The 21437-nt window shown below is 67.7% G+C and carries 21 protein-coding genes; 9 read left to right on the top strand and 12 right to left on the bottom strand.

Features of this window, described 5'->3' with window-relative positions:
- Positions 1 to 80 precede the first annotated feature (80 nt).
- Entirely contained in the window at positions 81 to 1406 is a 1326-nt protein-coding gene (locus tag XH93_RS07305) for an adenylate/guanylate cyclase domain-containing protein (RefSeq protein WP_194472990.1), read from the bottom strand.
- 46 nt (positions 1407 to 1452) lie between these two features.
- Positions 1453 to 2730, bottom strand: a complete 1278-nt coding sequence (gene purD, locus XH93_RS07300; RefSeq protein ID WP_194472989.1) for a phosphoribosylamine--glycine ligase — start codon at positions 2728 to 2730, stop codon at positions 1453 to 1455.
- Positions 2731 to 2893: 163 nt separating this feature from the next.
- Here purD and xseA point away from each other — a divergent pair, with 163 nt between their 5' ends.
- Positions 2894 to 4501 carry an exodeoxyribonuclease VII large subunit gene (xseA, locus tag XH93_RS07295; protein ID WP_194472988.1) on the top strand — a complete coding sequence of 536 codons (1608 nt, stop codon included), beginning with the start codon at positions 2894 to 2896 and terminating at the stop codon, positions 4499 to 4501.
- Positions 4502 to 4557: 56 nt separating this feature from the next.
- On the opposite strand, the gene XH93_RS07290 is transcribed toward xseA, so the two are convergent.
- Positions 4558 to 5373 carry a dienelactone hydrolase family protein gene (locus tag XH93_RS07290; protein WP_371814940.1) on the bottom strand — a complete coding sequence of 272 codons (816 nt, stop codon included), beginning with the start codon at positions 5371 to 5373 and terminating at the stop codon, positions 4558 to 4560.
- Positions 5374 to 5580: 207 nt separating this feature from the next.
- Here XH93_RS07290 and XH93_RS07285 point away from each other — a divergent pair, with 207 nt between their 5' ends.
- Entirely contained in the window at positions 5581 to 5808 is a 228-nt protein-coding gene (locus XH93_RS07285) for a DUF2093 domain-containing protein (RefSeq protein ID WP_139480993.1), read from the top strand.
- Here the strand turns inward: XH93_RS07285 and lpxK are convergent.
- From lpxK to XH93_RS07255, 6 genes are all read right to left on the bottom strand, one after another.
- Positions 5805 to 6833 (bottom strand): tetraacyldisaccharide 4'-kinase, encoded by a 1029-nt coding sequence (gene lpxK, locus XH93_RS07280; RefSeq protein ID WP_194472986.1) that lies wholly within the window; start codon positions 6831 to 6833, stop codon positions 5805 to 5807. The two genes, XH93_RS07285 and lpxK, sit on opposite strands and share 4 nt — an antisense overlap.
- Positions 6826 to 8160: a 3-deoxy-D-manno-octulosonic acid transferase gene (locus XH93_RS07275; protein WP_139480975.1), complete on the bottom strand. Its 1335-nt coding sequence runs from the start codon at positions 8158 to 8160 to the stop codon at positions 6826 to 6828. Before XH93_RS07275 ends, lpxK begins: the two co-directional genes overlap by 8 nt.
- A complete protein-coding gene (locus XH93_RS07270; RefSeq protein ID WP_194472985.1) occupies positions 8123 to 8836 on the bottom strand; it encodes a lysophospholipid acyltransferase family protein in 714 nt (237 codons plus the stop codon). Before XH93_RS07270 ends, XH93_RS07275 begins: the two co-directional genes overlap by 38 nt.
- Positions 8833 to 9081 (bottom strand): DUF4170 domain-containing protein, encoded by a 249-nt coding sequence (locus XH93_RS07265; protein WP_194472984.1) that lies wholly within the window; start codon positions 9079 to 9081, stop codon positions 8833 to 8835. The genes XH93_RS07270 and XH93_RS07265 overlap by 4 nt, the downstream gene beginning before the upstream one ends.
- Before the next feature lie 86 nt (positions 9082 to 9167).
- Positions 9168 to 9977 carry a 3'(2'),5'-bisphosphate nucleotidase CysQ gene (locus XH93_RS07260; protein ID WP_194472983.1) on the bottom strand — a complete coding sequence of 270 codons (810 nt, stop codon included), beginning with the start codon at positions 9975 to 9977 and terminating at the stop codon, positions 9168 to 9170.
- Positions 9964 to 11331 (bottom strand): TldD/PmbA family protein, encoded by a 1368-nt coding sequence (locus XH93_RS07255; RefSeq protein ID WP_194472982.1) that lies wholly within the window; start codon positions 11329 to 11331, stop codon positions 9964 to 9966. Before XH93_RS07255 ends, XH93_RS07260 begins: the two co-directional genes overlap by 14 nt.
- Before the next feature lie 274 nt (positions 11332 to 11605).
- On the opposite strand from XH93_RS07255, the gene XH93_RS07250 reads away from it, so the two are divergent.
- Complete coding sequence (locus tag XH93_RS07250) at positions 11606 to 12130, top strand: DUF6101 family protein (protein ID WP_139863441.1); 525 nt, start codon at positions 11606 to 11608, stop codon at positions 12128 to 12130.
- A gap of 203 nt (positions 12131 to 12333) precedes the next feature.
- On the opposite strand, the gene ubiA is transcribed toward XH93_RS07250, so the two are convergent.
- Together ubiA and XH93_RS07240 are read right to left on the bottom strand one after the other, a co-directional pair.
- A complete protein-coding gene (ubiA, locus tag XH93_RS07245; protein WP_194472981.1) occupies positions 12334 to 13266 on the bottom strand; it encodes a 4-hydroxybenzoate octaprenyltransferase in 933 nt (310 codons plus the stop codon).
- Between the two features lie 10 nt (positions 13267 to 13276).
- Positions 13277 to 14062 carry a hypothetical protein gene (locus tag XH93_RS07240; protein ID WP_194472980.1) on the bottom strand — a complete coding sequence of 262 codons (786 nt, stop codon included), beginning with the start codon at positions 14060 to 14062 and terminating at the stop codon, positions 13277 to 13279.
- Positions 14063 to 14264: 202 nt separating this feature from the next.
- Here XH93_RS07240 and XH93_RS07235 point away from each other — a divergent pair, with 202 nt between their 5' ends.
- The 6 genes from XH93_RS07235 (at position 14265) to XH93_RS07210 (ending at position 20461) form a co-directional block, all read left to right on the top strand.
- Positions 14265 to 15011 carry a 16S rRNA (uracil(1498)-N(3))-methyltransferase gene (locus tag XH93_RS07235; RefSeq protein WP_194472979.1) on the top strand — a complete coding sequence of 249 codons (747 nt, stop codon included), beginning with the start codon at positions 14265 to 14267 and terminating at the stop codon, positions 15009 to 15011.
- Positions 15012 to 15341: 330 nt separating this feature from the next.
- Positions 15342 to 16511, top strand: a complete 1170-nt coding sequence (locus tag XH93_RS07230; protein ID WP_194472978.1) for an ATP phosphoribosyltransferase regulatory subunit — start codon at positions 15342 to 15344, stop codon at positions 16509 to 16511.
- Entirely contained in the window at positions 16508 to 17485 is a 978-nt protein-coding gene (gene hisG / locus XH93_RS07225; protein WP_139863445.1) for an ATP phosphoribosyltransferase, read from the top strand. Before XH93_RS07230 ends, hisG begins: the two co-directional genes overlap by 4 nt.
- A 77-nt stretch (positions 17486 to 17562) precedes the next feature.
- A complete protein-coding gene (locus XH93_RS07220) occupies positions 17563 to 18609 on the top strand; it encodes a glycosyltransferase family 2 protein (protein ID WP_194472977.1) in 1047 nt (348 codons plus the stop codon).
- Positions 18606 to 19448, top strand: coding sequence for a ChbG/HpnK family deacetylase (locus XH93_RS07215; protein WP_194472976.1), 843 nt, complete (start codon positions 18606 to 18608; stop codon positions 19446 to 19448). The genes XH93_RS07220 and XH93_RS07215 overlap by 4 nt, the downstream gene beginning before the upstream one ends.
- A gap of 131 nt (positions 19449 to 19579) precedes the next feature.
- Entirely contained in the window at positions 19580 to 20461 is an 882-nt protein-coding gene (locus XH93_RS07210; RefSeq protein ID WP_194472975.1) for a DUF2076 domain-containing protein, read from the top strand.
- A 148-nt stretch (positions 20462 to 20609) separates the two neighbouring features.
- Here XH93_RS07210 and XH93_RS07205 read toward each other — a convergent pair whose 3' ends face one another.
- Positions 20610 to 21410: a L,D-transpeptidase gene (locus XH93_RS07205; protein WP_194472974.1), complete on the bottom strand. Its 801-nt coding sequence runs from the start codon at positions 21408 to 21410 to the stop codon at positions 20610 to 20612.
- Positions 21411 to 21437 lie beyond the last annotated feature (27 nt).

Genomic DNA, 21437 nt, shown 5'->3' with positions numbered 1-21437 from the left:
TGGTATTGGCACGGTCGCATCTCATCTCGAGATTCCGGGTTCGGCGCGTTGCGCCGCCCCGGAATGACGGATAGCACTTACTAGCCGCTCGCCGCGAACAATTCCCACTTGCCCGGCAGGCCTTTCAGTTCAAACGCGCCGCGTTCGGCGAATTTCAGGCCGGCGCCGGCGACGAGGTCGGTGACCACGCGCGACACCAGCACCTCGTTGGAGCCGCAGCGCGACATCACGCGCGCCGCGGCATGCACGGCAATGCCGCCGATGTCAGTTCCCCGCACCTCGATCTCGCCGGTGTGCAGGCCGGCGCGCACCGGAAGGCCGATCTGCTGCGCGGCGAAGCCGAACGCGAGCGCACAGCGCACCGCGCGGCCGGGGCCGTCGAAGGTCGCCAAAATGCCGTCGCCGGTGCTTTTCACCAGATGGCCGCGATGCCGGTCGACCATCTGCTGGGCGAGCTCGTCGTGATCGTCGAGCAGCCGCCGCCAGCGTTGATCGCCCATCGCGGCGGCGTTGCGGGTGGAATCCACGATATCGGTGAACAGCACGGTCGCGAGCACGCGCTCGAGCTCGCCCTGCGCATCGTCGCGATGACCGGTGACGAACTCTTCGATATCGCCCAGCATCGTCTCGTTCTCGCCGACCCAGTAGTAGTGATCGCGGCCGGGATATTCCTGCCATTTGGCGCCGGGGATGAGATCCGCGACAGTGCGGCCAAGCGCGATGGGAACGCGGCCATCGCCGGTGCGATGCAGGACCAGGGTCGGCACCTGCAGCATCGGCAAGATCGTCGTGACGTCGATCTCGCGGTTGAGGGTGAGCAGGGTGCGGATCGCGCCCGGACTGCTCGACAGCCGCTCGAACTTCGCGACCTGGGCGATTGCTTCAGTGTTGGCCGCCTGGCTCGGCGCCACGGACTTGATGGTCTCGCCCGCGCCCCAGTTCTGCACGATCTCGTCGCAGCGCGCGCGCCACTCCTGTTCGGACGAGCGGTCCTTCGAACGCGCAAAGCTGCCGAGCAGCACGAGATGCGAGACCCGCGCCGGATAGGTCGCGGCAAACAGCACGCTCATCGGACAGCCCTCGGAGAAGCCGAACAGGGCCGCGCGCTGCGAGCCAATGGCATCCATGATCGCGCGCACGTCGTCCATGCGCTGTTCGAGCGACGGCGCGCCGCTGATGCGGTCGGACAAGCCCTGGCCGCGCTTGTCGAACGCCACGACGCGGGCAAAGCGCGACAGGCGGCGCAGCACGGCGGTGTAACCCGGCAGCTCGTGCATGTATTCGATATGCGAGAACAGGCCGGGGACCAGAATGATGTCGACCGGCCCGTTGCCCATCACCTGGTAGGCAATGCTGGCGTCGCCGCTCTGCGCGTAGCGCGTCTCGGGCAGTTTGAAGTCGGTCATCGAGAGACTCCGGGGCGCACCATTGTCGCCGCTGGAGTTCATCGGATCAACCCCGCTCCGCTTCCACGGCCTGCCAGGCGATGTCGCGGCGACAGAAACCGTCCGGCCAGTTGATGCGATCGATCGTCTGATAGGCGCGGTCGCGCGCCTCAGTCACGGTCTTGCCCATCGCGCAGACGTTCAGCACGCGGCCGCCATTGGCAAGGATCGCGCCGTCTTTCGCCGCCGTGCCGGCGTGAAAAATCTCGACGCCCTCGACCTTGGCGGCGTCATCGAGCCCGTCGATCCGGGTGCCCTTGGCGTAGTCGCCGGGATAGCCCTTAGCCGCCATCACCACGGTCAGCGCCGGCTCCGGATACCAGCGCAGGTCAAAGTTCTTCAGCTGCCCGTCGCAGGCGGCGAGCAGCGCCGGCACGATGTCCGACATCATCCGCAGCATCAGCACCTGGCACTCGGGATCACCGAAGCGGACATTGTATTCGAACAGCTTCGGGCCCTGCGCGGTCAGCATCACGCCGGCATAGAGCACGCCCTTGAACGGCGTGCCGCGGCGCTTCATTCCGGCGACCGTCGGCAGGATGATCCGCGCCATGATCTGGTCGTGGATTTCAGCCGTCACGAACGGCGTCGGCGAATACGCCCCCATGCCGCCGGTGTTCGGCCCCTGGTCGTGATCGAACACCCGCTTGTGGTCCTGCGCGGTCGCCAGCGGAATCGCGGTGTCGCCGTCGCACAGCGCGAAGAAGCTGATCTCGCGGCCTGAGAGGAATTCCTCGATCACGACCTCGGCGCCCGCCGAGCCGAAGCCGCCCTCGAACATCATCGCGATCGCGGCTTCCGCCTCGGCCAGCGTCTGCGCCACCACGACGCCCTTGCCGGCCGCGAGCCCGTCGGCCTTGACCACGATCGGCGCGCCCTGCGCCTGCACATAGGCCAGCGCATCCCCGGCATTGTCGAAGCGGCGATAGGCGCCGGTCGGAATGTTGCACTCGCTGCAGAGATCCTTGGTGAAGCCCTTGGAGCCCTCGAGCTGCGCGGCCTGCTTGCCGGGCCCGAACGCCTTGATGCCGGCGGCGGCGAGGTCGTCGACGATGCCGGCCGCCAGCGGCGTCTCCGGCCCGACCACCACGAGGTCGACCGCATTGCGCTCGCAGAATTCGATCACCGCGGCGTGGTCGGCGACATCGAGCGCGACGCATTCGGCCTCGCGCGCGATCCCGGCATTGCCCGGCGCGCACCAGAGCTTTGCGACCAGCGGGGAGGCTGCAATCTTCCACGCCAGCGCGTGTTCGCGGCCGCCGGAACCGAGCAGGAGAATGTTCATCGAAGCCGATCGAGGGTTTGAGAGGCCATTTTGCGATGGTTTAGCACGGCCTAGCCGCGCCGCAATCGAGCGGTCCGGCGATATGTGGATATGTGAGGCGGCGCCCGAATTGGGCCGCCCAGACCTTGCACATAGTGGCAAAAACCCCGATTCTATAGGTCAGATGACTGCTGCTCCGAATCTCGTCAACGCGCCTGAATTCACCGTCTCGGAACTCTCCTCCGCCCTGAAGCGGACGGTGGAGGACCGGTTTGGCCACGTCCGCGTCCGCGGCGAAATCTCCGGTTTCCGGGGGCCGCACTCGTCCGGCCACTGCTATTTCGCGCTGAAGGACGAGAGCGCCAAGATCGAGGCGGTGATCTGGAAGTTCGCCCATGCCCGGATGCGCTTCAAGCCGCAGGAAGGGCTCGAGGTCATCGCCACCGGCAAGCTGACCACCTATCCGAATTCCTCGAAGTACCAGATCGTGATCGATTCGCTGGAGCCGGCCGGCGTCGGCGCGCTGATGGCGCTGATGGAGGAGCGCAAGAAGAAGCTCGCCGCCGAGGGCCTGTTCGACGAGGCGCGCAAGCAGCTGCTGCCCTGGCTGCCCGAGGTGATCGGCGTCGTCACCTCGCCCACGGGTGCCGTGATCCGCGACATCCTGCACCGGCTGGAGGACCGCTTTCCCCGCCGGGTGCTGGTGTGGCCGGTCAAGGTGCAAGGCGACGGCTCGGCCGAGCAGGTCGCCGCCGCGATCCGCGGCTTCAACGCGTTGCCGGAGGGCGGCCGGATTCCGCGGCCCGACTTGCTGATCGTCGCGCGCGGCGGCGGCTCGCTGGAGGACCTCTGGTCGTTCAACGAGGAGATCGTGGTCCGCGCCGCCGCCGACAGCCACATCCCGCTGATCTCGGCGGTCGGCCACGAGACCGACATCACGTTGATCGATTTTGCCGCCGACAAGCGCGCGCCGACGCCGACGGCGGCCGCCGAAATGGCGGTGCCGGTGCGCAGCGAGCTGTTCGTCGAGGTGGCGGCGCTCGCCCGCCGCACCATGGTGTGCTGGCAGCGCGGCCAGGAGGCCCGCCGCAACGAGCTGCGCGCCGCGGCGCGCGCGCTGCCGGCGGCGAGCGAATTGCTGGCGATCCCGCGGCAGCGGCTCGACCATCTCGCTGCTGCCCTGCCGCGCGGGCTGAAGGCCAACACCCACGCGCATTTCCGCCGCTTCGCCGCGAGCAGCGCGCGGCTCACCATCGGGGTGCTGCGCGGCCAGGTCGCGCATGCGCGGCAGCGGCTCACCGTCTCCGGCGAACGCATCACGCTGTCGGCGCGGGCGCTGCTGCACCGCCGCCGCGAGCGCTTTGCCGGGCTCGAGATCCGGCTGCAGGCCTCCCGGCTCGCCAATGCCAAGGCGCAGCGCAACGCGATCGCGCGCGATCTGGAGCGCACCCACCGGCTTGCCGAGCGCGCCCGCCGCGCCCTCCTCACCACGCTGCAGCGGCTGGAGGCGCGCGTCACCCATCGCGGGCAGTTGCTGGCGGCGCTGTCCTATCGCGGCGTGCTGGAGCGCGGCTTTGCGCTGGTGCGCGACGAGCGCGGCCACTCGGTCCATGCCGCCGCCGATATCGGCCCGAGCGCCAGCCTCTCGATCGAGTTCGCCGACGGCCGGGTCGCCGTCACGTCCGATGCCGACCGGCCGCCGGCGAGCCCGCGCAAACCGCAAGCACCGCGCGAGAAGCCTGCGGCGCCGAAGCGCGTCGTCAAGCCGGTCGATCAGGGCAGCTTGTTCTAGATCTTTTGGCGCATGATCTTTTCGGAAAGCCGCTGCGCACTTTTCCGGATCATGCTCTAGCGCGCCAGCCAGTCCGCGACGCGCTTTTGCGCGTCCTTGCGTGCATCCGCGTCGGTGCCGACATGGCCGCGTTCCGGCGTCGTCGCATCGGCCGAGGCGGCGATCGCGTGCAGCGGCAGGTTGGCGCGGTCGAAATCGTGATAGGCGTCGGGATAGACCACGATCCGCGCCAGCGCGCTGCGGCCGCGCGCGCCGTCCACCATCTGGCGGCAGGCAGCAGGCAACGCCACGTCGTCGCGCGCGCCGATCAGCACCAGGGTCGGCACCCGCGTGCTCCAGCCGAGGCCGGACGAGGCACGGCAATCCGGATAGAACGCGACCGCCGAGCGGAAATCCGGCTCGCTGTTGCGCGACCACATTTGCGGCCGCACCGCCCACAGCAGCGCGGCGGCGCCGTTGCCCCAGCCGACCAGGCTGATGCGGCTCTTCGCCACCCATTTCTGCTGCACCAGCCACTGCCGCGCCGCGCTGATATCGGCGACGCGCTGGCGCCGGATCTGGACCTGATGCTCCTTGCTGATGCGGCACTGCGGCCCAAGCTCGCGCGCGCCGTAGCTGTCCGGCAGCAGCACCGCATGCCCGGTGGTCAGCAGCTGCTCGGCCCAGTCGCGATAGCGCGGCGCGACCTGTTCGGAACGGCCGGCAAGGCCGCTGCAATCATGCAGCGCGATCACGGTCGGAAACGGCCCGTCGCCATCGGGCCGATAGAGCTGCGCATGCAGCGTGACGCTGCCTTCGGGGATCTCGACCTGCCGCGGCGCCGGCAGCGACGTCGCGGCGGCGGCCGGCACGGCAAGCATCGCCAGAACCATCAGGACTGATCCGAGGCGCATCCGATCCAGCCGGCGCGTTATGGCGCGGGAAACACAGCGAACCATGCGCGCAAGGCTACCATGCGCGGCTGCCGCCAAATCATCACAACTCGGTGGTTTAACGGGCGGACATGCCTCCCTATCTGTGATAGACGGCTTCATGAACATCCAGTAGGCCTCGTCCGGGGCAAGGCGGAGAGCTCAATCGTGCTGAACAAGTTCGGTCCCTCGGGCCATGGCGAAGCGCAGGTGCAGTATCTCGACGGCGACTTCCGCGTGATCTCGCCGGGCACCTATGTGCGCTGCGCGATATCAGATGTCCGGATTCCGCTCGACGAGCTGAAGTACTGGAGCGTCGACCTGCAGGAGGCCTATGCCACGCCGACCGCCGTGCTGCAGCGGCACCACCCCGGCGTGCTCAAGCCGCAAGGCTAGGTTGACCTGCGCGCCCTCCTCTCCCTTGACTTGAACAACTGATCCGTCACCAAGCGCCGCAGCGCGTCGGCATCGTCGAATTGCAGCGTCACCGCGAACGGCACGATCGCCTGCGCCCAGGCCGGCAGGCCGCCGGCGCCGCGCAACCGCGCCAGATCCTTTTCCGTCGTCACCAGGGTCAGGCCATCGCGCCGGGCCTCGGCAAGGAGCGCATCGATCTCGCCCTTGGTGAAGGCATGGTGATCGGCGAACGCTTTGCTGCGCGCGACGTCGACGCCATTTGACCGCAACGTGTTGAAGAAGCGCGCCGGATCGCCGATGCCGGCAAAGGCCAGCACGCGCTTGCCGTGAAGCGCGGCGAGCGAAGCCTCATCCGGCTTCAGATGGGCCGACAGCACCGGCCTGCCGCGGGAGCGGATCTCGGCGGCGATGGCCTGCGCCGCGCGTCCCTCGCCGACCACGATCAGCGCGTCGGTCCGCGACAACTGCGGCGGCAGCGGCGCGCGCAGCGGGCCTGCCGGAATGACACGGCCATTGCCGATGCCGCGTGCAGCGTCGATCACGATGAGCGATGCATCCTTGACCACGCTCGGATTCTGGAAGCCGTCGTCCATCAGGATCACGCTGGCGTCCTGCGCGGAGGCGAGCGGCAGCCCAGCGGCGCGATCGCGCGACACCACGACGGGCAGCGTGGCCGCCATCATCAGCGGCTCGTCGCCGACGTCGGCCGCGGTGTGGCTGGCCGGATCGACCTTCACCGGGCCGTGCAGCGCGCCGCCGTAGCCGCGGCTCAGCACCACCGGCCGCTCATCGAGCTCGCGCAACAGCTTTGCCAGCGCCAGCACGGTCGGCGTCTTGCCGGCACCGCCGACATGGTAATTGCCGACGCAAAACACCGGAACATCTGCGGCGGTGCCGGGGCGCTGCATGCGCCGCGCGGCGATCGTGCCGTACAGTGCGGCAAGCGGGGTCAACAGATGCGAGGTCCAAGACGCGGGCCGGTGCCAGAAGGCCGGCTCACGCATTGGCGGCTCCCATCTCGAGCTGCAACTGCAACAGATAGGGCTCGAGAGACGTCAACGTGCGCTCCAGCGCACCGCCGAGCTGTTCGACGACGCGCTCGGAGGCCACGAGCGAGGCGTCCCGCGCGGCGGGATCGGCGAGGAACCGGCCGAGCTGCTTGACCAGCGCCTCCCGATCGTCGGCACGCCGGGCGCCGCCGCCGCGATCGAGCGCGTCATAGACCTCGGTGAAATTGAAGACGTGCGGCCCGTGCACGATGGCGGCGCCGAGCTTGATCGCCTCGATCGGGTTCTGGCCGCCATGCGCGACCAGCGAGCCGCCCATGAACACGATCGGCGCCAGCCGGTAGAACAGGCCGAGTTCGCCCATGGTGTCGGCGACGTAGATATCGGTGGTCGCAACCGGCAGGTCCTCGTGCGAGCGCAGGCCGGGATGCAGGCCGGCGTCGGTCACCAGCCGCGCGACCGCCTCGCCGCGATCGGCATGGCGCGGCACGATCACGGTCAGGAGCCCGGGGAAGAATCCGGCGAGCGACTTGTGCGCCTCGATCACGATCTCCTCCTCGCCCGGATGGGTGGAGGCCGCGACCACGATCGGACGGCCGCGCGTCACCGACATCAGCCGCTCCAGCTTGGCCGGATCGGCCGGCGGCGCCGCGACGTCGAGCTTGAGGTTGCCGGTGACGATGACGTTGTGGCTGCCGAGCGCGGCAAAGCGTTCGGCGTCGGTCTGCGACTGCGCGAGGCAGATGTCGAACTGTCCGAGCAGCGTCCCGATGGTGTGGGACAGCCGTTGCCAGCGCGGGAACGAGCGCTGCGACATCCGCCCGTTGATCAGGACCATCGGCAGCCGCCGCGCGGCGCTCGACAGAATCAGATTCGGCCACAGATCCGACTCGATGAACAGCGCCAGCGACGGACGCCAGTGGTCGAGGAAGCGCGCGACATAACGCGGCGAGTCATACGGCACGTATTGGTGGATCACGTCGGGCGGGAACCGCTTGGCCACGATCGCCGCCGAAGTCACCGTGCCCGAGGTCAGGAGGATGCGCAAATTGAGCGCGCGCAACCGCTCGATCAGCCCGGCCCCCGCCAGCACCTCGCCGACGCTCGCGCCGTGAATCCACACCAGCGGGCCGTGCGGCCGGACATCGTCGCTCATGCCGCGCCGCTCGCCGACGCGCTCGGGGTCTTCCTTGCCGAGCTTGAGCCGGCGCTTGATCAGGGCAGGCGCGAGCGGCACCATCGCGGACGACAGCTTGCGGTAAACACGCAACGTCATCGGGAGCGAGCTAGCCAAGCGCTGCCTCCGGCCGCCCGACCACCTCATAGGCGCGCCGGGTCGATTCGTTCAGAAGATACTCCACCTGCTGCCGGAGCTTTTCCATCGTGTCGGCATCGGCATCCGGCGGCACGTAGACCGGCTCAATACCTACCACCGCGCCGCGCCCGAATGGCAAATTGATGGTGGTCGAATCCCAGTTTTTCAACCGAATGAATCGGCTGGTGACCATCGCGAACGGGATGATCGGCCGGCCGGTTTCCCGCGCCAGCATGATCGGCCCAAGCCCCGCCACCCGCGCCCGCTTCGGCACATCGGCCGTGGTCGCGATATTGCAGCCGTCCTGCAGGGAGCGCACCATCTCCATGAAGGCGCCGACGCCGCCCTTGCGCTGAAACGCGCCGGAATGGTCGCCGGAACCACGGATGGTGCCGATGCCGAGCCGCTCGACCGCAATCGCATTGAACTCGCCATCGCGGTGGCGCGAGATCAGCACCTTGGCGCGGTAGCTCTCCTTGCTCTTGATGAACGGCGTCATGAAGTGCTGGCCGTGCCAGAACACGAAGATCGCCGGCATCCACGGCTCGACCATCTGATAGACGTCAGTCGGCTCGTAGCTGAAGCGGTTGGTGAGCCAGACCAGCCGCAGATACTCGGCCGCAAGCACGCCCAACGCGCGCTGTACGACGGCGCTGCGCAGCAAATCGCGAAAAAAACGTTTCAATGGGAGTGCTTTGCGTCCTGCTCGGGATCGAGCAACCGGTGGAGGTGAACGACGAAATAGCGCATCTGGGCGTTGTCGACGGTCTGCTGCGCCTTCGCCTTCCAGGCCGCATGGGCGGTCGCATAGTTCGGGAACACGCCGACGATGTCGACCTCGTCCAGGTTCTTGAAGGTGTTGTGCTCGAGATCGGTCAACTCGCCGCCGATGACGAGGTGAAGCAGTTGCGGCTGGGCATTGTCTGACATGATGGCTGTTCCTAGCGGTATGCCCGGCAAGCAAGTTGAGTGATCATCTTCATAAATCGGCTCGTTGCATGGGAGCCGGCTTGGCCTCACGGCAAGGGATGCTTGCGAAAATGCTCGACAATGCGTGCATGACGATCGCGTCCCGCTGCCACCAGCATCCCATGCGTCACCTCGCGGCGATTGTATTCAATCGTGTGCCCCGAGAGCGCAGTCATCCTACCATCCGCTTCCTGCACGATCAAATTCGCCGCGGCAAGATCCCAGTCGCGGCTTTGCCCGCCCGCAAACGCCGCGTCAAGACGACCTTGGGCTACCCGGCACAGCCGCAAGGCGAGCGATCCGATCCGCGGATGCAGCTCGATTTCCTCTCGGCTCGGACTGAGCCGCTGCACCAGCGGCTTGGGTCCCGCCATGCGCGGAAAACTGAGATCAGAACCTGTGGTTGCATGCACGGCGGTGTCGTTGAGGGTGGCGCCCTGGCCGCGCGCGGCAAAAAAGTATTCGCCGGTCGCCGGTGCATAGACCGCCGCGAGTATCGGTGATGCGCGTTCAACCAGCGCCACACTGACGCACCAATCCTCGCGGCCGGCGAGATAGGCGCGGGTGCCGTCGATCGGGTCGACGATCCAGGTCAGCCGCTTGCCGAGCCGCGCCTCATCGTCGGCGCTTTCCTCCGACAGCCAGCCGTAATCCGGCGTCGCCGAACGCAGCCGCTGCTCCAGGAGGTCGTTGACCGCGATGTCGGCCTCGGAGACCGGCGAGGACGCACCCTTGATCCAGTTCTTCAGATCGGTGCGGAACAGCGAGAAGGCGAGCCGGCCCGCCTCCTGCACCGTCCTGGTCAGCAATGCCGCGTCGCGGGCCCTGGTCCAGTCGTCCGTATCAGCGTCCGCCAAGCGTCAGGCCCTCGATGCGCAGCGTCGGCGCGTTGACGCCGTAGCGGAATTCCAGATCGTTCGCCGCGACCAGCGATTTGAACATCGGCAGCAAATGGCCGGCGATGGTGACCTCGCTGACCGGATAGGTGATCTCGCCGTTCTCGATCCAGAAGCCGGACGCGCCGCGGCTGTAATCGCCGGTCACGCCGTTGACGCCGGAGCCGATCAGGTCGGTGACATAAAAACCCTGCTTGATGTCTGATAGCAGCTGCTTCGGCGTCAACGCACCCGGCTCGAGATGCAGATTGTACGATCCCGGCGACGGCGACGACGACACGCCGCGATGCGCGTTGCCGGTGGTGACGAGGCCGAGCTCGCGCGCGGTCGCGGAGTCCAGTATCCAGGAGGTCAGCACGCCGGCGTCGATCAGCGCCTGCTGCCTCACCTTGACGCCCTCGGCATCGAAGGTCTGCGAGCGCAGGCCGCGCACCCGCAGCGGATCGTCGATGATCCTTATATCCTTGGAGAACAGCTGCTCGCCGAGCTTGTCCTTCAGGAACGAGGTCTTGCGCGCGATCGAGGCGCCGTTGATGGCGCCGACCAGGTGGCCGATGATCGAGCCGGCGACCCGCGGATCGTACACCACGGGCACCTTGCAGGTCTCGACCTTGCGCGGATTGGCCCGCGCCACCGCGCGCTCGGCGGCCTTGCGGCCGACGGAAGCGGGCGACTCGAGATCGGAAGCATGCAGCGCGCTGCTGAAATCATAGTCGCGCTCCATCGCGGTGCCCTCGCCCGAGATCGCGGTGGTCGAGATCGAATGGCTGGAGCGCAGATAGGAGCCGTGGAAGCCGGTCGAGGTGACCAGCACCATGCCGCCGATCCCGGTCGAGGCCGACGCGCCGCCCGACTTGCTGACGCCCGCGACCGCGCGCGCCGCGGCCTCCGCCTCCATCGCGCGCCGCTCGAGCTCGGCGGTCGAGGGAACATTGCGGTCGAGCAGATCGAGGTCGGGGAAATCTTTCGCATGCAGCGCCGGATCGGCGAGCCCGACATATTTGTCGTCGGGCGCAACGCGCGCCATCGCCACCGCGCGCTCGGCGAGCTTTGCGATGCCGTCGCCGCTGACATCATTGGTCGACACCACCGCCTGGCGCTGGCCGACGAACACGCGCAACCCGACGTCGTCGCCTTCCGAACGTTCGGTTTCCTCGACGCGGCCGTCGCGCACCTCGACGCCCTGCGAGACGCCGCGCACCGCGACCGCATCGGCCGCATCGGCGCCGGCGCGGCGGGCGGCGTCGACCAGGCGCTGCGCGAGATCGCTGAGGGCGGATTGGTCGAACAGATCGGCAGATGGTGAAGGGTTCACGAACGATTTCCTGCGGATTGGACGGCGGGGCGGGACCAGGTCACGAACCCTCCAGATGTGCCGGATTCACAGGGATTTCAAGCGCTTTGCGGCGCCGGACAACAAAGATTTGAGCGGTCCGTGCAAGGCTTCGTCAATCATGCGGGCCAACCTCTTGTCAATCATGGCGGCGAGTCAGATCGGGTTAACCAGGCTTTTTAAGCCGAAACGGCCAGGCGTCGGCTAAGGTCACACGCATCGACCGGGAACATAATCCCGGCGGGGAGACAAAGGCGTGAGGCGTCAAACACCAACAAGCGGAATCAATTCCGCCGGGTCGAGCCGTGCACTGCGGCTCGACCCTCTTTCTCTTCCGCTCTCCTTCCACGCCCAGGACGCGCGCGCGGATGGCGGGATGCGGCAGGTCGAACTGCATCGCGAACATGTCGTGCTGCGCCGCGCCGTTCTCGGCATGCGGATGGCGGTCAATGTCCGCGTCAGCGATTTCCTCGGCGTTGCGGTGCGCGGCATCGACGACGCGCAGATGCTGGTGCTGGTGCATCGCGATCCCTCGCTCTCGATTCCGCTCGGCACGAGTTCGGATGCCGACGAGATCGCCGCAGCCTGGCAGATGTGGAGCGAGATCTTTCAGCTGCCGCAACTGACCGAGCCGGCGCCGGCCGAAGCGGGCCCGCGCCGTCGCCGCCGCAACGCGATCCGCGCCCGCCGCCCCAAATTCCTGGTCCGCCGCCGCGCCGGCTTTCGCCTCAACGAAGCCAGCATCCATCGCGGCGAGCGCGAGATCATCGCGCGGGATTGAGTCGCCGCTGTTGGTCCCGTCATCCCCGCGCAAAGGCTTCGCCTTTGTCGCTGGAGGTGCGAGCTCTTGCGAGCCTCGAAGGATCGACGGCCACCAGCCGGGCCGATTCATCCTTCGAGGCTCGCCGAAGAGGCTCGCACCTCAGGATGACGGGGATGGTTTAGTCGAGCGCAGCCTCGCGAGCCTCGGAATGACGAGAGTGATCACATCGCGCGCAGCACGGCGTCGACGACGAGGCCGGCGAACAGCAGCAGGCCGGCTTCGCGGTTGGACCAGAAGATGCGGAGGCAGAGCGCGCCATCCTTGATGTCGAGCCTCCTGATCTGCCAGGCGAGATGTAGCGCGAAGGCGGCGAGCCCCGTCCAGGCGGGCCAGCCGGCGCCGGCGAGCGCGAGCGCCACGCCGATCAAGAGCACGGCGAGGCCGTAGAGCACGACCAGCGCGCGATGGGTGCGTTCGCCGAACAGGCGCGCGGTGGACTTGACGCCGATCAGCGCGTCGTCCTCGGCGTCCTGATGGGCGTAGATGGTGTCGTAGCCGATCACCCAGGCGATCGATCCGGCGTAGAGCACGACCGCGGTGAGGTCGATCCGCCCGAAGGTCACCGCGAATCCCATCAGCCCGCCGTAGGAGAAGGCGAGGCCGAGCACGACCTGCGGCCACCAGGTGATGCGCTTCATGAACGGATAGATCGCGACGATCGCGAGCGAGGCGATGCCGGTGAGAATCGCAAAGCGGTTGAACTGCAAGAGCACGGCAAGCCCGATCAGCGCCTGCAGCACCATGAACACCAGCGCCTGCTTCACCGTCACCTGCCCGGCCGGGATCGGCCGCGACCGGGTGCGCTCGACCTTGTCGTCGAGATCGCGATCGGTGATGTCGTTCCAGGTGCAGCCGGCGCCACGCATCACGAAGGCGCCGATGAAGAACAACAGCACCAGCAGCGGCAGCGGCCTGACGTCGCGGGCGACGCCGGCGGCGAGCGCCGCCGACCACCAGCACGGCATCAGCAGCAGCCAGGAGCCGATCGAGCGGTCGGCCCGCGCCAGCCGCAGGTACGGCCGGGCCCAGACCGGCGCGTGCGTATCCACCCAGTTGCCTGTGGAGTCGGCAACGCGGGCGGTTACGTCACTCATGGGTCACGGGTCATCGGGTGAGAACGTTACCGTTCAGCGTATCGAAGGTGCTGCCGCCCTTCTTGGTCGGCGTCGCCTCCGGCAACGAGGCGGACGAACCCAGCACGTCGCTTAGCGACGGGCCGGCGGGGCCGCGCGACTGCGCCTGGGCCTGCTGCTCGGCGGCGCCGCAGACCCGCTTCAGCAGGCCTTCGGTGTTCTTGTGGCCGGCTTTCAACTGATCGGCGATCTGCGGCGGGATTCCGCACTTCGCCGCGTTGGCCTCGACATACTTGATCATGTTGAGCTCGGCCTTGCCGTAATTGCCGATCAGCTTGCAGGCCTCGGCGGCGCTGGCATGCTTGTCGCTCGCGGTCTTGATCGCCTTGCCGCGCTTCTCGGCCTCCTCGCGCAGCGGAACGAAGTTCTTCATGCAGGCGTCGGACGGGCCACCTGCCCCGCCTCCGGGCGGAGGCGGCGCGGCAAACCCGCCGCCGCCGCCGGCGATCGGGGCGGCACCACCGCTCGGAAATGCTGCCGGCGAGGCACCCACCTTGGCCGCGGGCGCGCCATTGACCGGCGGGAACGCCGAGTCGGGCGGAGTGCTCGGTCGCAGTGCAGGCGCCCCGTTGACCGGCGGAAACGGCGAGTCGGACGCGGCCCGCTTTGCGGGCGCGCCGTTCACCGGCGGAAACGCCGGGTCGTTGACGGTGCCGGTCTGACCGGGCAGCGGCGCCGGAAAAGCGCCTTGCGCCGCGGCCTGTCCCACGGACAAGGCGGTCGCAGCAACGGTCAGCACGATCAGGCGGCGGATCATCGAGGGTGGTTCTCCGGCAAAGGTCCAGGCAACCCCAGCGCAACAAAGCGACGAATTGAGGGGTGTATTTACGATTCCTGCGCCGCCTTAACAACCCGTGGATTTGGGCGACAGCGCGGCGTTGGGCCACACCGGCCACATTAAATTGTTCCCCGATTCTAAGCCTTTAGGCTACGAACGGCGGTAAAATGGACGATCAAACATGCCTGAACTGGATTTTCGCAGCCCGCGGCTGTTCGTCGACGCACCCTTGAGCGCCGGCGCGACGGTCGAGCTCGACCGCAACCAGAGCAATTATCTCGGCAATGTGCTGCGGCTCGCGGCCGGCGACACCGTGCTGGTGTTCAATGGCCGCGACGGCGAATGGCGAGCGGAGATTTCCGGGCGCAAGCGGGCCGGCACGCTTGCGATCACCACGCAAACCCGCGCGCAGGATCGCCTCCCCGACATCACCTACGCCTTCGCGCCGCTGAAGCATGCCCGGCTCGACTACATGGTGCAGAAAGCGGTCGAGATGGGCGCGGCAAAGCTGGTGCCGGTGCTGACGCGCTTCACCCAGGTGTCGCGCGTCAATGGCGAGCGGATGCGCGCCAACGTGATCGAGGCGGCCGAGCAGTGCGGCATCATCTCGCTCGCCGAGGTCGCCGATCCCGTTTCGCTCGACAAGTTCCTCACCGGCCGCGCGCCGTCTCGACTTTTGGTGTTCTGCGACGAGGCCGCCGAGGTCGCGAGCCCGGTGCAGGCGCTGCAGACGGCAGCGGCGAGTGGCGGCATCGATGTCCTGATCGGCCCCGAGGGCGGCTTTGCCGAGGAGGAACGCGCGCAGCTGCTGCGCCAGCCGAGCATTCTCCGCCTTGCGCTCGGCCCGCGCATTTTGCGGGCGGATACCGCCGCGGTGGCAGCGTTGGCACTGGTGCAGGCCGCGCTCGGGGATTGGCGGGGCGCGTAGCCCATCCCCGTCATCCTGAGGTGCGAGCCTCTTCGGCGAGCCTCGAAGGATGAATCGGCCACCAGCCGGGCCGTGCATCCTTCGAGGCTCGCAAGGGCTCGCACCTCCAGCGACAAAGGCGAAGCCGTTGCGCGGGGATGACGGGAAACAAGGGGCGACCCCACCCCTAGCCAAGCTGTCGTAAAATCGTTAACGCACGCAATCATTAAGCCATCTGGCCGATCGCTGTCGAAAGCCCGCTTCGGCCGTGGTAGAGCCTGCGCCAATCGACCCTGGAACCGGTGGCGGAACCCGAATTCCGCGCCTTTTGGACCTTGCTGGACTTTTGAGATGACCGACGCTGCTGCCACTCGATCCGCCGCCGGATCCGCCTCCGGGTGGGCGGATGCGTTGCTGGCCTCGTTCGCGCAGGCCGGCTACCTCAGGTCCGAGCCGGCGATTCTACAGCCGGCCGAGCCGTTCCTCGACCTGTCCGGCGAGGACATCCGCAAGAGCCTGTATCTGACGACGGATCCGACCGGCGAGGAACTCTGCCTGCGCCCGGACCTGACGATCCCGGTGGCGCGCGACTATCTCGCCTCGCCGCGCGCCGGCCAGCCGGCGGGCTTCAGCTATCTCGGCCCGGTGTTCCGCTATCGCGGCGGCCAGCCGAGCCAGTTTTTGCAGGCCGGCATCGAATCCTTCGGACGGCAGGACCGCGCCGCGGCCGATGCCGAGATGCTGGCGCTGGCGCTGGAAGCGACCACCGCGTTCAGCGTCAGCGATGTCGAGATCCGCACCGGCGACGTCGCGCTGTTCAACGCCCTGATCGACGCGCTCGGGCTCTATCCGGTGTGGCGGCGCCGCCTGATCAAAGATTTCAACCGCAAGGTCTCGCTGACCGACGATATCGAGCGGCTGACGCTTGCGACCGCGCCCGGCCGCAACGAATATGAGGGCGTGCTTGCCGCACTGGCCGGCTCCGACCGCAAGGCAGCGCTGGCGCTGGTCACCGACCTGATGTCGATCGCCGGCACCACCAATGTCGGCGGCCGCACCGTGGCCGAGATCGCCGACCGCTTCCTCGAACAGTCGACGCTGAAGGCAGGCGCCTTGCCGCGCGATGCGGTCAACATCATCAAGCGCTTCCTGTCGATATCAGGCGATCCGGACGATGCAGTGGCGCAGCTGCGCGCACTGGCCGATGACGCCAAGCTCGATCTCTCGGCGGCGATCGACCAGTTCGAGAGCCGGGTCGGCTTCATGGCCGCGCGCGGCATCGACACCGGCACCACCCGCTTCGCCACCGCGTTCGGCCGCGGCCTCGACTACTACACCGGCTTCGAATTCGAGCTGCACGCCAAGGGCAACGGCGCCGAGCCGTTGGTCGCCGGCGGCCGCTATGACGGGCTGATGACGCAGCTCGGCGCGGCGAGCCCGATTCCCGCCGTCGGCTTCTCGGTCTGGATCGAGGCGCTGACCCGGCACGGCAAGGCGACCTCGCGCGGAGGCGCCGCATGAGCACCCCGTTCGTCGTCGCCGTCCCGTCGAAGGGACGCCTGCAGGAAAACGCGGAAAGCTTCTTCGCCCGGGCCGGGCTGACGCTGTCGAAGGCCGGCGGCGTGCGCGACTATCGCGGCATCATCGCCGGCGTCGACAATGTCGAGATCGCCTACCTCTCGGCGAGCGAGATCGCAGCCAATCTGGCGCGCGGCGCGGTGCATCTCGGCGTCACCGGCGAGGACCTGGTGCGCGAGAGCATTCCGGATGCCGACAAGCGCGTGCTGATGATCGACGGCCTCGGCTTCGGCCATGCCAATGTCGTGGTCGCGGTGCCGCAGGCCTGGATCGACGTCCGCACCATGGCCGACCTCGACGACGTCGCCAGCGGCTTCCGCGAGCAGCACAATCACCGCATGCGGGTCGCGACCAAATACATCAATTTGACCCGCAGCTTCTTCGCGCGCCACGGCGTCGGCGACTACCGCATCGTCGAGAGCGCCGGCGCCACCGAGGGCGCGCCGGCCGCCGGCACCGCCGAGCTGATCGTCGACATCACCACGACCGGCGCGACGCTCGCCGCCAACGGGCTGAAGGTGCTCGACGACGGCGTGATGCTGCGCAGCCAGGCCAATCTCGTCGCGTCGCGCGACGCCGACTGGTCGACCAGCCACCGCGAGACCGCGCGCGTCATCCTCGACCACATCGCCGCGCGGGCCCGCGCCAGCAAGTACCGCGAGGTCCGCACCCGCTTTGCCGGCTGCAACGACGCGCTGCTGGCGGAGGCGCATCAGCGCTTTGGCGTGGTCGCCCCGTTCGGCGGGCCGACCTCGTCCGGCATGCTTACGCTGCACTGCCCACCGGGCAAGCTGTACGCGCTCGGCAGCTTCCTGCGCGACCACGGCGCCGATACGGTGTCGGTGGTGTCGCTCGACTACGTGTTCGACCGCGAGAACCCGCTGTTCGCCAGGCTCGAGGCGTTCCTGCGACAATGAGGCCGCAGGTTCGTTCATCTTGGCGACAGCCGGCCGGCGGTACCATATTGTCTTGATGTGCTTCTGGAACCCGATCGATGACGCTGGGCTCTGACGTTTCCAGCCTGACCACAACCACGAGGACCGCCGCCGCGCAGGGCCTGTCCATCGTCGTGCCCGTCTACAACGAGGGCGCCGGGCTGTCGGCGCTGCACGAGCGGCTGATCGGGCTCGCCAAGACGCTGCAGGCCCGCTACGGCCTCGCCTGCGAGGTGGTCTATGTCGACGACGGCAGCGCCGACAACACGCTCGTGGTCGCGCGCGGCCTGCCCGCCGACACACTCGACGTCCAGGTGGTGTCGCTGTCGCGCAATTTCGGCAAGGAGGCGGCGCTGATGGCCGGCCTCGACCATGCCCGCCGCGGCGCCGTGCTGTTCATGGACGGCGACGGCCAGCATCCGCCGACGCTGGTGGAACGGCTGGTGGCGCACTGGATCGATGACGGCTACGACGTGGTCTATACCGCGAAGGCCAATCGCGACAATGAATCGGCGGCGCGGCGGCTTGCGGTGCGCGGCTTCTATGCGCTGATCAACTGGGGCGCGCGGCAGAAGATCCCGGAGGATGCCGGCGACTTCCGCCTGCTGTCGCCGCGCGCCGCCGCCGCCCTGCGGCAGCTGCCGGAGCGCAACCGCTTCTTCAAGGGGCTGGCGAGCTGGATCGGCTTCAAGCAGATCCGCGTCGACTACGAGCCGGCGCCGCGCGCGCATGGCGTCACCACCTTTAATGCCGGACGGCTGATCGGCCTGTCGATCGAGGGCCTGACCTCGTTCTCGGTGGCGCCGCTGCGCTTCGCCAGCCTGCTCGGCGTGCTGCTCGCCGGCGTCGCCTTCCTGTTCGGCCTTTCGATTCTCTGGGAAGTCTGGACCACCGGCAAGCAGGTCCCCGGCTATCCGTCGCTGGTGGTCGGCCTGATGACGATCGGCGGCGTGCAGCTGATCATGATCGGCATCGTCGGCGAATATATCGGCAAGATCCTGTCCGAGCTGAAGGCGCGGCCGATCTACTTCGTCGCCGAGCACACCGAGAAACACGCCGACGGCGGCGCGGCGCAAAGCGCCAGCGAGCGGACCGCCGCCGAATGAATGACACCGCGCCGCGCCGGATCTGGCTGTGTGCCGACGACTACGGACTGAGTGACGGCGTCAACCGCGCCATTCTTGATTTGATCGAGCGCGGCCGTCTCAACGCAACCTCCGTCATGATGGTGACGCCGGCGATCGGCCGCGACGCCGCCGCGGCGCTGCAGGCGTCGGTGGCGAAGAACCCGCGCTGCGCCATCGGCCTGCATGTGACGCTGACCGCGCCGTTCCGGCCGCTGACGCTGCATTTCCGCCCGCTCGACGGCGACATGTTTCTGCCGTTCCAAAAGCTGCTGCGCGCGGGGATGCTGCGGCGGCTCGACGCCGAGCTTGTGCATGCCGAGGTGCTGGCCCAGCTCGACGCCTTCCGCGAGCTGTTCGGCCGCGTGCCGGATTATGTCGACGGCCACCAGCACGCGCAGCTGTTCCCGCAGGTGCGCGACGGTTTTTTGCGCGCAGTGAAGCAGCGCGCGCCGGAGGCGTGGGTGCGCCAGGGCGGGCTCAACCTGCCGCTCACGCAGCGCATTACCGGATTGAAGACGCTGGTGCTCGACGTGCTCAGCACGCAATTCCGCAGCAAGGCGGCGCGGCTCGGCCTGCGCTACAACCCGACCTTCGCCGGCGCCTACGACTTCACCACCGAGCCCGATTTCGGACCGCTGATGGCCCAGTTCCTCAATGGCCTGCCGGAGGGGGGTCTGGTGATGTGCCACCCCGGCTTCGTCGACGAGACGCTTCGGAGTCTCGATCCGCTGACCACCCAGCGGGAGAAGGAACATGCCTATCTGGCGAGCGACGATTTCCCCGCTTTGCTCGCCCTGAACAATGTTACACTGGGTTGAATTGGTTCAAATAAATCGTCCGGTCGTTTTGTCGCATAGATAAAATTTAATCCGGCCGCCCACTCCTTGCGCCACAAAGCCGGCCCTACATCCCGAACGCGCCGATTCGTTTCGACGCGAAGGAGAACGCCATGAATCCGCAAGAACGCCAACTGATCGACGATCTCTTCGACCGGCTCGCCAAGCTGGAGAATGCCCCGCGCGACAACGAGGCCATGTCCGCGATCATGCAAGGCCTGCGCAGTGCGCCGAATGCGGTTTACGCGCTGGTGCAGACGGCGCTGGTGCAGGACGAGGCGCTGAAGCGCGCGCACGACCGCATCCAGGAGCTGGAGGCCGCAGTCGCCCAGCAGCAGGGCGGGCAGCAGCAGTCCGGCGGTTTCCTCGATTCGATGCGCGACGCGATCTTCGGCCAGTCACAGGGACAGCCGCACGGCTCGGTGCCGCCGGTGCGTGCCCCCGACATGGGCCGCGATCCGGGTGGTGGCCGCCCGGTCTGGAACTCGGGCCAGGCGATGCAGCAGGCCGGTGGCTATGGCCAGCCGCCGCAGTCCTACGGCCAGGCTCCTCCGCCCTACGGCCAGCAATATGGCGCTCCGCAGCAGCCGGCGTTCGGCGGCGGTGGCGGCTCGTTCCTCGGCACCGCGGCGGCAGCTGCCGCAGGTGTGGTCGGCGGCTCGATGCTGATGAGCAGCATCCGCGGCCTGATGGGCGGCGGCAACCACCAGGCGTTCTCCGACGCCGGCGGCCTCGGTGGCGGTTCGCGCCCGTGGGGCGGCGACCAGTCGTCGAGCGATCTCGCGCGTGACGCCGGCATCGGCGACATCGGCTCGTCCGGCCGCGGCAATGATTCAGGTTCGCGCGCCGGCCTGTTCGACCAGGCGTCGAACGACCGCAACAACGATGACAACCGCAACGACGATTACAACAACAACGACCACGATTCCGACGACTTCGACAATGACGACGACGGCGGGTTCGATGGCGGCGGCAACGACAGCGATTACGCGTAAGGCGCAGATCGCGTGAAACGACAACGGCCGCTCGATGAGAGCGGCCGTTTTTGTTTGACCCGTAGCCCGGATGAAGCGAAGCGCAATCCGGGAAAGCCGCGGTGAGACTGCTCCCGGATTTCGCTGCGCTCCATCCGGGCTACAAATTTCACATCACCACGACCTTGGCGCCGACATTGACGCGGCCGTAGAGGTCGATGACGTCCTCGTTGCGCATCCGGATGCAGCCGGAGGAGACGTTGGTGCCGATGGTCCAGGGCTCGTTGGAGCCGTGGATGCGGTAGAGCGAGGATCCCAGATACATCGCGCGGGCGCCGAGCGGATTTTCCGGACCGCCCTCCATGTGCCGCGGCAGATCGGGACGGCGCGCCAGCATTTCCGGCGGCGGGGTCCAGGCCGGCCATTCCTTCTTGGCCGAGATCGTCTTGGTGCCCGCCCATGTAAAGCCGGGCCGGCCGACGCCGATGCCGTAGCGCAGCGCGCGGCCGTCACCCTGCACCAGATAGAGGAACTTGTTCGGCGTATCGACCACGATGGTGCCGGCGCCTTCCTTGCCGTGATACTCGACGGTCTGCTTTTCATATCTCGGATCAAATTGACGCTCCCGCGGATCGACCGCCGCCTCTTCCTGCTGGCGTAGCATCTGCTGCTGCGGATCCATCGGCGGCAGCGACTGCCGGCCGTAATAGCCGGGCTGCTGCTGATACACCGGCTGCTGCGGCGCGTAGCCCTGTGACGACGGCGCGTCGCCGAACAGGAATTCGATGAGGCCGCCGCCCATGTTGCTGGAGCGTTGCGGCTGCACATAGGCCGTGCGCATCTGCGGCTGCGGCGCGTAGAGCACGGTGGGCTCGGAGAGCGGCGCCGCATCGATCGCCATGGCGTGATGCGGAGCGGCAATAAGCGGAGACGCGCCGGCAAGCAGCGCAAGCGTGGTTTTCCTGAACATCGACGTACTCTGTACTGTTTCGTCGTG

It is taken from the genome of Bradyrhizobium sp. CCBAU 51753 (assembly GCF_015291565.1).
Lineage (GTDB): Bacteria > Pseudomonadota > Alphaproteobacteria > Rhizobiales > Xanthobacteraceae > Bradyrhizobium > Bradyrhizobium ivorense.
Note: the sequence above shows the minus strand (reverse complement) of the source record. Positions and strands in the feature narration are given on the sequence as shown.